This is a genomic window from Prevotella sp. CAG:592 (genome assembly GCF_000436015.1).
Taxonomy (GTDB): Bacteria; Bacteroidota; Bacteroidia; order Bacteroidales; family Bacteroidaceae; genus Prevotella; species Prevotella pectinovora.
In genome coordinates, this window is record NZ_FR892497.1 from 1 (window position 1) to 13,805 (window position 13,805).

The window sequence follows — 13,805 nt, forward strand, 5'->3', positions numbered from 1 at the left end:
CCTAATGACCGTTTTGGGTTCAAGCAAACTGCCAAAGAAGGTTGAGTGATGTTGAATACTTACTGACGATATAAAGGCGTTCAGCGAGGAAAACGAAAATAAAGATTGAGCATGCTGATAATAGTGGCTCATTGATTCTTATAACAGGTTGGAGGGTATGTCTAATATAGAAAGGTACGCAGACTTGCAAGCCGACTTCTACCATTATATGGTGAAATATGGCGGCATTGCCAAAAAGACAAGCGGTGACTATGTGACGAGAATGAAATTCTTGGCGCACCACTATCTTTTGGACGAAACGCTCACACAAGAGAAGATAGAGGACATATTGCGCCAAGAAGACCTGAAACGTGAGAGCAGGAGCGTTTACACCAGCAAGAAGAGCATCTCCGATTTTAGGGCTGGGCTCCACAAGTTTCTCGCTTTCATTCATTCGGATTATTATGGTAGGATAAACGATTCTATCTTGCGGGAATTGAGAACCGTGGAAAACGACCATACGATCAAAGTAACTGAAAAGCAATCGATCATAAAATCGCGTTTGGGACAGGGATTGTTCCGCAACGAACTTATAGATTATTGGCATGGTTGCGCCATCAGCCAATGTCCCTTGACTTGGATGCTCATAGCTTCGCACATTAAGCCTTGGAGAGATTCCGACAACAAAGAGCGCTTAGACCCCTACAATGGTCTGCTGTTGCTCCCCAATTACGACAAACTGTTCGACTTGGGATATATTACGTTCAATCAAAAGGGGCAGTTGCTTTGTTCCCGACTGATAGACAAGTTTGACCGTAAGACCCTCGGGCTAAGCGGTGAACTGCACCTGACGAAGCTTGAGAAACCACATCTGAAATACCTTAAATACCATAACGAGAATTGTTTTCTGCTTTAGCGTTTACGGCATTGTGGGCGACAGCAATTGCAGCAACGTGATGTCGATCAGTTCAACGTCGGGCAAGATCCTACCCACAATCGCTTTGTCTTCTTCGGAGAACTCTTCGGCTTTTTCCAGAGCCACGGAAATGGTTCGCTCAGCCTGTTGAAGTTGGCTGCAAAACCAAAGGATATCGTTCGATGCTTGTTTCATTTTCTGCGCTTTTACTTACATCCCTCAATTGGACGTTAGATTTTTATTTGTCCGCGAATTTAGAAAAGAAAAGCGGAAGGCGTAAACCATTTCACTATTCTTAGACTTTTCGCGCATTTATAAACACTCATTCCAAAAGATAAAGAGATATGGTGGGTTGCAAACTATGCTGTATCCCCGATGTAGGGAATTCACTGAAAATCCTCCTCTGCATCTTCTTCCTCCCGGTATAATTCTCCCAGGCAGTTGCGTATTTCTTCCATGTCGTAACCTCTGCCGAGGGCATAGCGGATAAGCTTGCAACTCAGTTCGTAGTCGCTCTTCGCCTTCACGCTCTTCATCTTTGCCTTCAGCAGAGGGCGCAGCGAGTCGGTGAAACTCGTTTCCTCAATCTCGTCGATAACCCGCCGGCGGATATCCTCGCTGATATGCTTCATATAGAGAGCCTGGTCCACCTTGTGGCGCCCCCATTTGTCGTATCTCACCTTGTCGTTGGCGAAAGCACGGGCATACCGCTCGTCGTCGATATACCTGCCCTCCGTCAGAGCATCCACCACACGGTCCTGGGCATCCTCAGCCAGTCCCCATAGCGTCATCTTGCGCCGCATCTCAAACGAGCAGTGTTCCGCACGTGAACACAGTGCGGTGAGCTTGTTGAGAGCCTCTTTTTCCGTAATCTCTTTCTTCCCCTTCATCATTTTCTGCATATAGTGTTCCTGTTCTTGCCGTAGATGTCCTTTATCGTCTTGATGTCCCGATATCCCATATCGCCGAGCATTGTCTCCATCTCGTTGGCATAGAGGGCGTTGATCTCGAAGCAAAGCCATCCCCCGGGGCGCAGCGCATGACATCCGTAGCCGGCGATGGCACGATAGAAGAGCAGCGGGTCGTCGTCGGGGACGAAAAGCGCCAGATGAGGCTCGTGGTCCAACACGTTGGAGTGCATGCCGCTCCTCTCCCTGCCGCAGATATACGGAGGGTTGCTCACTATGGCATCCCACCTGTCGGTGTCGTGGGGAGCATTCAGGGCATCCTGTTTCACAAAATTCACCCTTGCTCCGAGCCTTTCCGCATTATCCCGGGCTATGCCGAGAGCCTTGTCGGAGATATCCCATGCCGACACCTCCCGACTCTCATCGTCCAATGCCAAAGTGCAGGCTATGCAACCGCTGCCCGTGCCGATGTCGAGGATGGCAGGGTGGGGCAGGGCGGCGGTGAGGCCGGCAACGATGTCGCAGAGCTGCTCCGTCTCGGGACGTGGGATGAGCACACCAGGCGCCACACCGAAGATGCGGCCGGCAAACGGTGCCTTGCCGGTGACATACTGCACGGGTTCTCCCTCCTTCAGCCTTGTCATGGCGCAGGAGAGCACCTGTGTGTCGGCAGAAGACAGACTCTCCACACCGCCACACACGATATCCGTGAGCGACATGCCGAAAAGGTCGTCGAGAACGGTGCGGCATACAGCCTTCGCCTCGTTCTCGCCATATATGGCGGCGAGTTCTCGCCACAAGTCATTGTATCTCATCTCATAAGTGTTAGAATTGCAAAATTATCGTTTAACGCATTGACCTACAAACTTAATCGCCGATATTTAACGTGAAATTCGAAAAAAACACTAACTTTGCAGTTGAAAACTTGTGATACACATTATATAAATATAAGATAATACATTATTATATATATGGAAGAGAAGAATTTTAAGCGCACCACCGTGACCGCCGCCCTGCCATACGCCAATGGCGGAGTGCATATCGGCCACCTCGCCGGAGTGTATGTGCCGGCAGACATCTATGTGCGCTATCTGAGACTGAAGAAACAGGAAGTGATGTTCATCGGCGGTAGCGACGAGCATGGAGTGCCTGTCACTATCCGTGCACGCAAGGAAGGCATCACTACTCAGGAGGTGGTAGACCGCTACCACTCGCTCATCAAGAAGTCGTTTGAAGACTTCGGCATTTCGTTCGACATCTACAGCCGCACGACATCGGCTATACATCATAAGTTCGCATCAGACTTCTTCCGCACACTCTACGACAAGGGAGAGCTGGAGGAGAAGACCGAAAACCAGTTCTGCGACGAGGTGACAGGAGAGTTCCTCACCGACCGCAACATCGTGGGCACCTGTCCAAGATGCGGAGCAGAGGGAGCCTATGGCGACCAGTGTGAGAAATGTGGAGCCACCCTCTCGCCAGACGAGCTTATCAACCCAACCAACAAGAACAACCCTGGCCACGGCCTGGTGAAGAAGCCTACCAAGAACTGGTATCTGCCGCTCGGCAAATGGCAGGACTGGCTGAAGAAGTGGATATTGGAGGGACACAAGGAATGGCGACCGAACGTGTACGGACAGTGCAAGTCATGGCTCGACATGGATCTGCAGCCACGTGCAATGACCCGCGACCTGGACTGGGGTATCCCGGTGCCGGTGGAGGGAGCTGACGGCAAGGTGCTCTATGTGTGGTTTGATGCCCCTATCGGATATATCTCGAACACTAAGGAACTCTGCGACGCCAATCCCGAGACTTGGGGAACATGGCAGAAATGGTGGCAGGACCCTACATCGAGACTAGTACACTTCATCGGTAAAGACAATATCGTGTTCCACTGCATCGTGTTCCCGACGATGCTCAAGGCTCACGGAGATTATATACTGCCGGACAACGTGCCGGCAAACGAGTTCCTCAATCTGGAGAACGACAAGATTTCCACTTCCCGCAACTGGGCTATCTGGCTGCATGAATATCTCGTGGACTTCCCGGGAAAGCAGGATGTGCTGAGATATGTGCTCACGGCGAACGCTCCTGAGACAAAGGACAACAACTTCACCTGGAAGGACTTCCAGGAGCGCAACAACAGCGAACTCGTGGGTATATATGGAAACTTCGTGAACCGTGCGCTGCAGCTCACCAAGAAATACTGGAACGGCGTGGTGCCGGAGTGTGGAGAACTGACAGACTACGACAAGCAGACGCTTGAGGAATTCAAGGACGTGAAGAAGAAGGTGGAAGACCTGCTCAACGTGTTCAAGTTCCGTGATGCACAGAAGGAGGCAATGAATCTGGCGCGTATAGGAAACAAGTATATCGCCGATTGCGAACCGTGGAAGGTGTGGAAGACCGACCCGAAGCGTGTGGAGACAATCCTGTATATCTCGCTGCAGCTCGTGGCAAACCTCGCCATTGCGTTCGAACCGTTCTTGCCGTTCAGCAGCGCCAAGCTCCGCAAGATGATAAACATCGATGGCTGCGACTGGAACCAGCTCGGTGCTACCGACCTGCTGAAGGCTGGTCATCAGCTCAACGAACCGGAACTGCTCTTCGAGAAGATAGAGGACGAGACGATACAGCATCAGCTCGACAAACTGGCCGAGATAAAGAAGCAGAACGAGGCTGCTGAATACAAGGCAAAGGAAATCAAACCTACGGTGAGCTTCGAGGATTTCGAAAAGCTCGACATCCGTGTGGGAACGATAAAGACCTGTGAGAAGGTGAAGAAGGCAAACAAGCTCCTCAAGTTCACCATCGACGACGGTTCGGGCACCGACCGCACCATCGTCAGCGGAATAGCCAAGTTCTATAATCCGGAAGAACTCGTAGGCAAGCAGGTTTGTTTCATCGCAAACTTCGCCCCACGCAAACTGATGGGTATCGAGAGCCAGGGAATGATTCTCAGCGCAGAGAACTTCGACGGCAGCCTTAGCGTGACACGCATTGACCGCGAGGTGAAGCCGGGCAGCCAGGTGGGATAAGCATGAATGCAGGGGTGACCTGTACCTTTCCTTATAATGGGGCAGGACAGGTTTTCCTCATCAACCGATATAACGGTGATGTCTCAGCGCCGATGTGGAATTAACCGCCGCCGGATGAGACAGGCGGCAATAGGAGGAATAACTATGAAGCGTACACCTAAGTGCTACAATGAGGAAGAGTTTGAACTCGACAACATCTATAACGATGATGACGATCGCTACGGAAAAGCGGGACTCTCTGCTATGTTTTATTGATTAGACCTCTATTGAATGACTAATAAGGACGGGCGTTTGGCGGAAAGGAACAAACGCCCGTCTTTTGATTACTCCTCCCAATCGGTCATATTGCCGTTTGGGGATAAAACTCTCAGGATTATGACCACAGATGAAAGATATATGATGCGCTGTCTGCAACTGGCAAAGAACGGGATGCAGAACGCCAAGCCAAACCCTATGGTGGGTGCCGTGATAGTGAGCGGCGGCAGGATTATCGGTGAGGGATACCACGTGTGCTGCGGAGAAGGCCATGCCGAGGTGAATGCCTTCGCTTCGGTGAAGGCGGCAGACGAACATCTGCTGAAAGAGGCTACGATATATGTCAGCCTCGAACCCTGTTCTCACTACGGCAAGACACCGCCATGTGCCGACCTCATCATCCGGAAGGGGGTGAAGAGGGCGGTAGTGGGCTGTGTTGACCCCTTTGCCAAAGTGCATGGCAACGGAATCAGAAAACTGCGTGAGGCTGGCATCGAAGTCACTGTGGGAGTGCTTGAGGAGGAATGCAACGAACTGAACAAGCGCTTCTTCGCATTCCATAGACTCAAACGTCCGTATATATTGCTGAAATGGTGTCAGACGGCAAACGGTTTCCTCGACGACTGTAATAAACCGCTGCGCATGTCTACTCCATACACGCAGATGCTCGTGCATAAGCTGAGGAGCGAATACGACGCAATACTCGTCGGACGAGTGACGGCGGAGAGAGACAAGCCGAAACTCAATGTGCGCCTATGGGCTGGCAATGACCCTAAGCGCATCGTGATAGACCGGGAGCATCCGTGTTTCGATGGTCTCTGCTTTGACAACGGCGACACCGTGCCCGGACAGATAGCCGGTTGGCTGCATGGACAAGGAGTGCAGTCGCTGATGGTGGAAGGTGGAGCGGAGACGCTGAAGGGCTTCCTGCGTGCCGGACTGTTTGACGAGATAAGGGTGGAGACGGCACCGGTAGTGGTGGACGGCGGTACGGCGGCTCCGATGCTGGCCGGAGAAGAACTCCGATTCACAGGCAGAGAGGTGTATGGACAGAATGTAATCGACACATACCACCGCATCGGTTAGGTCTGCCGATATGGGGAGACCGTGGGTTCAGACAATAATATTATGTAATATAAAAAACGAAAACATTATGAAGATTTATGATTATATGACTCAGGGCACCTGCAGTCAGGCAATACACATCGAGCTCAACGACGACAATACCATCAACAACGTGTCGTTTACTGGTGGCTGCAACGGAAACCTGAAAGGCATCGGAAAACTCGTGGAGGGAATGCTGGCGGAAAAGGTGGTGGAGAAGCTGCGTGGTGTGACTTGCGGTTTCAAGAACACAAGTTGTCCGGACCAGCTCGCCAACGCCCTCAGTGAGATGTTGAAAGGTTGATGCCATTTTTTATCCGTAAAATGCGAGATAAACAAAAAAAAATGTTACCTTTGCAATCGTTACAAAAAACCGATGTGCGCAGAGGTGCATAGGGGTCTCATAGTTCAATGGATAGAACAAGTCTCTCCTAAAGATTAGATCCGAGTTCGATTCTCGGTGAGACCACATCAGTGATTACAGACAAGACGGATGGCGTAAACATTGCGGCCAACCATTATTGCCTTATTTTAAAACAATATCAAAGACTTAAATTTTAAATTTATGGAAAATAAAGAAAAGCAGGAGGGACAGTTCCAGCTCGAACTTCCTCAGAATGTTGCTCAGGGTGAATATGCAAACTTCGCACTCATCACCCACTCTCGTTCAGAATTCATCGCAGACTTCGCTCGCGTATTGCCAGGTCTTCCAAAGGCAGTCATCAACAGCCGTGTGATTCTCGCTCCGGAGCACGCCAAGCGTCTGCTCATGGCTCTTCAGGAGAACGTGGCTAAGTATGAGCACGAGTTCGGCAAGATACAGCTTCCTGGTCAGGAAGGCAAGACCATCGCTCCATTCAACGTAAACAAGGGCGAGGCTTGATCTATAGGCTAATTACGGATGCGGCAATCCCCGTTGATGGCGGATGGATGGCATCGCAGAAAAAATAATGACGGATGCGCAGTAGAGATGATACTCGATGCGCATCCGTCTTTTTGTTTGTCAGCAAGGCTGGCGGTTATTTGCCGATATCCAACTTCCAGTTGCCGTCCTCATCCTTGCGGAGCTTGATGTCGTCGGTGGTCTCGGAGCCGTCGCCCATCACTATCTTCATCTTTACTATGGCAGTCTTGCCGTCCTCTGAGATCTCCTCGCTCAGAGCTTCGTATGACTTGATGCCGTCCTGCTTCTCAAATTTCTTCGTTGCTTTGTCCTTCATCATGGCTACGAGCATCTGCTTCTCGTCCTCAATCTCCTTCTTGTCCTTGCCCTCTTCCTTCTTCTGATAGATGAGGTCCACATATCCCTCGTAGTCGCCCTTCTGGATGCATGCAATTGACTTTTCGGCAACCTTGGTAGGAGTGTTGCTGTTGCATGATGTCATCACGAGTGTCAGGATAAGGACACCTAAAATTGTCATTAGCTTTTTCATAATTGTAGTTGGGTTTAGTTAATAATGTTATTTAAATAAATAGTGTTGTCATCGTTCGTTCCTTTGATGCTGTTGTAACTTGTTCTCTTTTGAGCATGTCGTCACTCGCTCTTTTGTGAATGTCGTCATCGTTTGTTCCTTTTGCCGGTGCCGTCATTGTGTGTCCTGGAATGTGACGATTCTCTTCAGCCTGCGGCATCTGAGAAAGTCGGAGGGGTAGATGACGTGGCTGAATTTCACTCCCGGCAGTATCGCGTCGTGGCGTATGCCGTTGGTGATGTCGATGCCGCATTTCTGGTATACATGTGCCACGAGCTGGCTGCAATACATCTTCGTGGTGTCGCTGTCGTTGTAGTCGTCGTCGAAGAGCGTGCCCCGTTTGTATATCCCGTAGGCAAGGCGGGCGCTCTTCTCTGCCGTTTCCCTGTCTCGGTATCTCAGCACGCATCCTTTTGATGCCCTGATGGTGGAGAAGAAATCTTCAGGCCGCTCCATCTTTACCCTGTCAACGTCGCCCTCGAAGTCCGGTTCGTCGGGTACGGCATGTACCACCATCTTCCTGCCGCATGAGTCAACGATGATGCCGCAGTGGGAGAAGTCTGACCCGCCGTCGGCTATTCTCACGGCGCGGCTAGTGAGTCCTGTTCCTTTGCGCAGCACTATGTCGCCCTCTTCAAGAGTGGTGCCGGCAGGCATGATGCAGTGAGCCTTCTCGTCTTTCTTGCTGCATGCTGTCAGGATACAGACAATTACAAATGTCAGTAGCCAGAATTTCTTGGGTATTGATAGAAGTGCTTTCCTCATCAGCTTGCTGTTGGTTTCTGCAAATATACGCAATAGTCGGAAATAAACAAAATTTTTACACCTTATTATATATATAGGAGTGGGAAAAAAACTTTCTGAAGTGTTTGCCTGGGTGTTGTACCTATTTTTTTTGAAGCCATATCATCGGTGGTCGCTGAAAATGCAATATAGTCTGAACTTTTTCTTGAGACGTTCTGACTATCAGCTTTTGTCTGTGCCTTTTCCGTTTCGCCTTTGATGGCGGCTAAGGTGTATATGTGTGACGTGTCTCTGTCGGCAGGACGTAGATGTTTTTTAATTTCTTCTTATTCAGCTTGTTATATTGCGTGTCTTAAGTCATGGTTTTGTTCTTGTTTTACGTTACAAAACGTTAATAAAGTATATATCGTGTAAAATTATGAGTGTAAGAAAAGTTGTAAGACTCCATTTATTAGGTAATATAAAAAAAAGTTCCTACCTTTGCAACCCAAATTGGTCTTATGGCTGAGACCGTATTGTAATATCTTGATAATAACAAAATAATAAATATAAAATTAAAAATTAAAAACAATGCCTACAATTCAGCAATTGGTAAGAAAAGGCAGAAGGGTGCTTGTTGACAAGAGCAAGTCTCCAGCTTTGGACTCATGTCCTCAGCGTCGTGGAGTCTGCGTCCGTGTCTACACCACAACCCCTAAGAAGCCTAATTCGGCAATGAGAAAGGTTGCCCGTGTTCGTTTGACAAACCAGAAAGAGGTGAACTCTTACATTCCAGGAGAGGGACACAACTTGCAGGAGCACTCAATCGTGCTTGTTCGCGGTGGTCGTGTTAAGGACCTTCCTGGTGTGCGTTATCACATCGTTCGTGGTACTCTTGATACCGCAGGTGTAGCTAACCGTACACAGCGTCGCTCTAAGTATGGTGCTAAGCGTCCAAAGCAGAAGTAATCATAACCGAGAGGTTTAAAATCTAACATTTTAATCGTTTTGCTGGAGAATTGTTATAACAGGTTGAGTAAGCGGCTCAAGAGAGAGCACTGAAGAACATTGACAGCCCCAAGCAGAATTTATTTTCAAAACAAGAAATGAGAAAAGCAAAACCAAAGAAACGCGTGATCCTTCCGGATCCAGTTTTCAACGACCAGAAGGTCTCTAAGTTCGTGAACCACTTGATGTATGACGGAAAGAAAAACACCTCATACGAAATTTTCTACAAAGCATTGGATACCGTAAAGGAGAAGATGTCAAATGAGGAGAAGTCTGCCCTTGAGATTTGGAAGACTGCTCTCGACAATATCACTCCACAGGTGGAGGTTAAGAGCCGTCGTATCGGTGGTGCTACCTTCCAGGTGCCTACAGAGATTCGCCCAGACCGCAAGGAGAGCATCTCTATGAAGAACATGATCGCTTTCGCTCGCAAACGCGGCGGAAAGTCAATGGCTGACAAGCTGGCTGCAGAGATCATGGATGCTTTCAACAACCAGGGTGGTGCCTTCAAGCGTAAGGAGGATATGCACCGTATGGCTGAGGCTAACCGTGCGTTCGCTCACTTCAGATTTTAATTTTTTGATAAGGTAAAAAAGAATCATGGCAAAGCAAGATTTACATTTGACCCGCAATATCGGTATTATGGCTCACATCGATGCCGGTAAGACAACAACTTCTGAGCGTATCCTGTTCTATACAGGTAAGACTCATAAGATTGGTGAGGTGCATGACGGTGCCGCTACAATGGACTGGATGGCACAGGAGCAGGAGCGTGGTATCACCATTACCTCTGCTGCTACTACCTGTAACTGGAACTATGCAGGCAAGTCATACAAGATCAACTTGATCGATACTCCGGGACACGTTGACTTCACCGCTGAGGTGGAGCGTTCACTCCGTGTACTCGATGGCGCTGTTGCTACTTACTGTGCAGTAGGTGGTGTTCAGCCACAGTCTGAGACCGTATGGCGTCAGGCTGACAAGTATAATGTACCTCGTCTGGGTTACGTGAACAAGATGGACCGCTCAGGTGCTGACTACTTCGACGTACTCCGTCAGATGAAGGAAGTGCTGGGTGCCAACCCTGTTTCTCTCGTAGTGCCTATCGGTAGCGAGGAGACTTTCAAGGGCTTGATTGACCTTATCAAGATGAAGGCTATCTTCTGGCACGATGAGACAATGGGTGCTGAGTATGAGGTAGACGAAATTCCTGCTGACCTCAAGGACGAGGCTGAGGAATGGAGAGGCAAGCTGGTTGAGTCTGCTGCCGAATTCGACGAGGCTCTCATGGAGAAGTACTTCGAGGATCCTGATTCTATAACAGAAGAGGAACTCATGGCAGCTCTCCGCAAGGGTACTCTCGCAATGGAGTGCACACCGGTTCTCTGTGGTTCTTCATTCAAGAACAAGGGTGTTCAGACTCTTCTTGACTATGTTTGCGCATTCTTGCCATCACCACTCGATACACCGAACATCGTGGGAACTAACCCTGATACAGGTGCAGAGGAAGACCGTAAGCCATCTGAGGATGAGCCTACATCAGCTCTTGCGTTCAAGATCGCTACCGACCCATACGTTGGTCGTCTCGTGTTCTTCCGCGTATACTCTGGTAAGGTGGTTGCTGGTTCTTATGTATACAACACTCGCTCACGCAAGAAGGAGCGCGTTAGCCGTCTGTTCCAGATGAACTCTGCTAAGCAGATTCCTATGGAGATTATCGACGCTGGTGACATCGGTGCAGGTGTAGGTTTCAAGGATATCCGTACTGGTGATACTCTCTGCGACGAGGAGCACCCAATCGTACTCGAGTCAATGACATTCCCTGATCCAGTGATCGGTATCGCTGTTGAGCCAAAGAGCCAGGCTGACGTTGACAAGCTCGGTATCGGTCTCGCCAAGCTCGCTGAGGAGGACCCAACCTTCACAGTACACACTGACGAGCAGAGCGGTCAGACTGTTATCTCTGGTATGGGTGAGCTTCACCTCGACATCATCCTCGACCGTCTGAAGAGAGAGTTCAAGGTTGAATGTAACCAGGGTAAGCCTCAGGTTAACTACAAGGAGGCTATCACCAAGACCGTTAACCTCCGTGAGGTTTACAAGAAGCAGTCTGGTGGTCGTGGTAAGTTCGCTGACATCATCGTAAACGTTGGTCCTATCGACGAGGACTACAAGGAGGGCGGACTCCAGTTCATCAACGAGGTTAAGGGTGGTAACATTCCTAAGGAGTTCATCCCATCAGTACAGAAGGGATTTGAGAACGCAATGAAGAACGGTGTTCTCGGTGGCTATCCTATGGACAGCTTGAAGGTAGTTCTCGTGGATGGTTCATTCCACCCGGTTGACTCCGACCAGCTTTCATTCGAAATCGCTGCTCTCCAGGCTTACAAGAACGCTTGCGCTAAGGCAGGTCCGGTTCTTATGGAGCCTATCATGAAGCTCGAGGTTGTTACTCCAGAGGAGAACATGGGTGACGTGATCGGTGACTTGAACAAGCGCCGTGGACAGGTAGAGGGAATGGACGAGACTCGTTCTGGTGCCCGTATCGTTCGCGCTATGGTTCCGCTGGCAGAGATGTTCGGTTATGTAACAGCTCTCCGTACAATCACTTCAGGTCGTGCTACAAGCTCTATGGAGTATGACCATCATGCAGCTCTCTCTAACACTATCGCCAAGGCAGTGCTCGAGGAAGTTAAGGGTCGTACAGACCTCCTGTAAAAAAACACATTTTAGAGAGAGAGGACGCCATTTAGCGTATGACTCTTAATTGACGTGCCTCTCTCTTTATTTCTTATATTATTAATTTCAAAATTAAAAATGAGTCAGAAAATCAGAATCAAGCTGAAGTCTTACGACCACAAGTTGGTTGACAAGTCAGCAGAGAAGATCGTGAAGGCAGTAAAGGCTACAGGTGCCATCGTTAGCGGTCCTATTCCATTGCCTACACACAAGCGTATTTTTACCGTTAACCGCTCTACTTTCGTTAACAAGAAGTCTCGTGAGCAGTTCCAGCTCAGCGATTACAAGCGTCTTATCGACATCTACAGCTCAACAGCAAAGACTGTTGACGCCCTGATGAAGCTTGAGTTGCCAAGCGGTGTAGAAGTAGAAATCAAAGTATAGTTTAATTTTTTAATATTAATTGAAATGCCAGGATTAATTGGAAAAAAAATCGGAATGACATCCGTTTTCAGTGCCGACGGTAAGAATGTACCGTGCACTGTTATCGAAGCAGGTCCTTGTGTTGTAACTCAGGTAAAGACCGTTGAGAAGGACGGTTACCAGGCCTATCAGTTGGCTTACGGCGAGATGAAGGAGAAGAATACCACTAAACCTATGCTCGGCGTATTCAAGAAGGCAGGTACAACACCAAAGAGACACTTGGCCGAGTTCAAGTTTGACGAGGAGTACAACCTCGGTGACACCATTACGGTTGAGATCTTCAACGACACAAACTTCGTTGACGTTGTAGGTACCTCAAAGGGTAAAGGTTTCCAGGGTGTCGTTAAGCGTCACGGATTCGGTGGTGTAGGACAGTCTACTCACGGACAGGACGACCGCGCCCGCAAACCGGGATCTATCGGTGCTTGTTCTTACCCAGCAAAGGTATTCAAGGGAATGCGCATGGGCGGACAAATGGGAGGTGACAGAGTGACAACTCAGAACCTCAAAGTGTTAAAGGTAATTCCAGAGCACAATCTTATTCTCGTTAAGGGAAGTGTAGCTGGTTGTAATGGTTCAACCGTAATAATTGAGAAATAATGGAAATTAGCGTATTAAATATTAAAGGTGAGGACACTGGAAGAAAGGTTACGTTAAACGAATCAATCTTCGGAATTGAGCCTAATGACCATGTTCTTTATCTCGATGTAAAGCAGTACCTCGCTAACCAGCGTCAGGGAACAGCAAAGTCTAAGGAGAGAAGTGAGCATGCTGGTTCTACACGTAAGCTCGGACGTCAGAAAGGTGGCGGCGGCGCACGTCGTGGTGATATCAACTCACCTGTACTCGTTGGTGGTGGTCGCGTATTCGGTCCTAAACCACGTGACTATCGTTTCAAGCTGAACAAGAAAGTTAAGTCTCTCGCACGCAAGAGCGCTCTTTCTTACAAGGCTCAGGAGAATGCTATAGTTGTTGTTGAGGACTTCACTTTTGAGGCTCCAAAGACTAAAGAATTCGTAAATGTTGCTAAAAATCTTAAAGTTGACGGACGTAAGACTCTCTTGGTTTTGCCAGAAGTAAATAAAAACGTATATTTGTCAGCTAGAAATTTGCAGCGTACCGAAATCATGACTGCATCGGCCCTCAATACTTACAAGGTTTTGAACGCTGATGTTCTTGTCGTGACTGAAAATTCGCTCAAGGCAATCGACGGAATCTTAACAAAATAAATTAATAGGAG

16 protein-coding genes and 1 tRNA gene are annotated in these 13,805 nt (G+C 48.8%); 12 read left to right on the forward strand and 5 right to left on the reverse strand.

All coding sequences use genetic code 11. The annotated features are described in order from the left end of the window. Window positions 1-157: 157 nt before the first annotated feature. Window positions 158-895, forward strand: coding sequence for an HNH endonuclease (locus QVO99_RS00925; RefSeq protein ID WP_022315709.1), 738 nt, complete (start codon window positions 158-160; stop codon window positions 893-895). 3 nt (window positions 896-898) lie between these two features. Here QVO99_RS00925 and QVO99_RS00930 read toward each other — a convergent pair whose 3' ends face one another. From QVO99_RS00930 to prmC, 3 genes are all read right to left on the reverse strand, one after another. Continuing rightward, window positions 899-1,090, reverse strand: a complete 192-nt coding sequence (locus tag QVO99_RS00930) for a hypothetical protein (protein WP_022315710.1) — start codon at window positions 1,088-1,090, stop codon at window positions 899-901. A gap of 191 nt (window positions 1,091-1,281) precedes the next feature. Then, window positions 1,282-1,788 (reverse strand): regulatory protein RecX, encoded by a 507-nt coding sequence (locus tag QVO99_RS00935; RefSeq protein ID WP_288176844.1) that lies wholly within the window; start codon window positions 1,786-1,788, stop codon window positions 1,282-1,284. Continuing rightward, entirely contained in the window at window positions 1,785-2,618 is an 834-nt protein-coding gene (gene prmC / locus QVO99_RS00940) for a peptide chain release factor N(5)-glutamine methyltransferase (RefSeq protein WP_022315712.1), read from the reverse strand. The genes QVO99_RS00935 and prmC overlap by 4 nt, the downstream gene beginning before the upstream one ends. Window positions 2,619-2,774: 156 nt before the next feature. Between prmC and metG the strand changes: the two genes are divergently transcribed. From metG to QVO99_RS00965, 5 genes are all read left to right on the forward strand, one after another. Further along, window positions 2,775-4,841 (forward strand): methionine--tRNA ligase, encoded by a 2,067-nt coding sequence (gene metG, locus QVO99_RS00945; protein ID WP_022315713.1) that lies wholly within the window; start codon window positions 2,775-2,777, stop codon window positions 4,839-4,841. 375 nt (window positions 4,842-5,216) lie between these two features. Further along, entirely contained in the window at window positions 5,217-6,182 is a 966-nt protein-coding gene (gene ribD / locus QVO99_RS00950; protein WP_022315715.1) for a bifunctional diaminohydroxyphosphoribosylaminopyrimidine deaminase/5-amino-6-(5-phosphoribosylamino)uracil reductase RibD, read from the forward strand. Window positions 6,183-6,249: 67 nt separating this feature from the next. Then, on the forward strand, window positions 6,250-6,504 hold the full coding sequence (locus tag QVO99_RS00955) for a TIGR03905 family TSCPD domain-containing protein (RefSeq protein ID WP_022315716.1): 255 nt from the start codon (window positions 6,250-6,252) through the stop codon (window positions 6,502-6,504). Window positions 6,505-6,597: 93 nt separating this feature from the next. Then, window positions 6,598-6,669: transfer RNA gene (locus QVO99_RS00960), tRNA-Arg, on the forward strand. 96 nt (window positions 6,670-6,765) lie between these two features. After that, window positions 6,766-7,083, forward strand: a complete 318-nt coding sequence (locus QVO99_RS00965; RefSeq protein ID WP_022315717.1) for a DUF3467 domain-containing protein — start codon at window positions 6,766-6,768, stop codon at window positions 7,081-7,083. Between the two features lie 136 nt (window positions 7,084-7,219). On the opposite strand, the gene QVO99_RS00970 is transcribed toward QVO99_RS00965, so the two are convergent. Both QVO99_RS00970 and QVO99_RS00975 read right to left on the reverse strand, forming a co-directional pair. Beyond that, window positions 7,220-7,633 (reverse strand): DUF4878 domain-containing protein, encoded by a 414-nt coding sequence (locus QVO99_RS00970; protein WP_022315718.1) that lies wholly within the window; start codon window positions 7,631-7,633, stop codon window positions 7,220-7,222. A 153-nt stretch (window positions 7,634-7,786) separates the two neighbouring features. Continuing rightward, complete coding sequence (locus QVO99_RS00975) at window positions 7,787-8,437, reverse strand: YiiX/YebB-like N1pC/P60 family cysteine hydrolase (RefSeq protein ID WP_022315719.1); 651 nt, start codon at window positions 8,435-8,437, stop codon at window positions 7,787-7,789. 549 nt (window positions 8,438-8,986) lie between these two features. Here QVO99_RS00975 and rpsL point away from each other — a divergent pair. The 6 genes from rpsL to rplD all read left to right on the forward strand — a co-directional run bounded on the left by rpsL (window position 8,987) and on the right by rplD (window position 13,794). Continuing rightward, a complete protein-coding gene (rpsL, locus tag QVO99_RS00980; RefSeq protein WP_022315720.1) occupies window positions 8,987-9,364 on the forward strand; it encodes a 30S ribosomal protein S12 in 378 nt (125 codons plus the stop codon). 137 nt (window positions 9,365-9,501) lie between these two features. Next, window positions 9,502-9,978, forward strand: coding sequence for a 30S ribosomal protein S7 (gene rpsG / locus QVO99_RS00985; RefSeq protein WP_022315721.1), 477 nt, complete (start codon window positions 9,502-9,504; stop codon window positions 9,976-9,978). A 25-nt stretch (window positions 9,979-10,003) separates the two neighbouring features. After that, on the forward strand, window positions 10,004-12,121 hold the full coding sequence (fusA, locus tag QVO99_RS00990; protein WP_022315722.1) for an elongation factor G: 2,118 nt from the start codon (window positions 10,004-10,006) through the stop codon (window positions 12,119-12,121). A 99-nt stretch (window positions 12,122-12,220) separates the two neighbouring features. Next, on the forward strand, window positions 12,221-12,526 hold the full coding sequence (rpsJ, locus tag QVO99_RS00995; RefSeq protein ID WP_009228666.1) for a 30S ribosomal protein S10: 306 nt from the start codon (window positions 12,221-12,223) through the stop codon (window positions 12,524-12,526). Window positions 12,527-12,550: 24 nt separating this feature from the next. Then, window positions 12,551-13,165, forward strand: coding sequence for a 50S ribosomal protein L3 (gene rplC, locus QVO99_RS01000; RefSeq protein ID WP_022315723.1), 615 nt, complete (start codon window positions 12,551-12,553; stop codon window positions 13,163-13,165). Then, the gene (gene rplD / locus QVO99_RS01005; RefSeq protein ID WP_022315724.1) at window positions 13,165-13,794 is read left to right on the forward strand and encodes a 50S ribosomal protein L4; all 630 of its coding nucleotides are present in this window, start codon (window positions 13,165-13,167) and stop codon (window positions 13,792-13,794) included. Before rplC ends, rplD begins: the two co-directional genes overlap by 1 nt. Window positions 13,795-13,805: the final 11 nt, after the last annotated feature.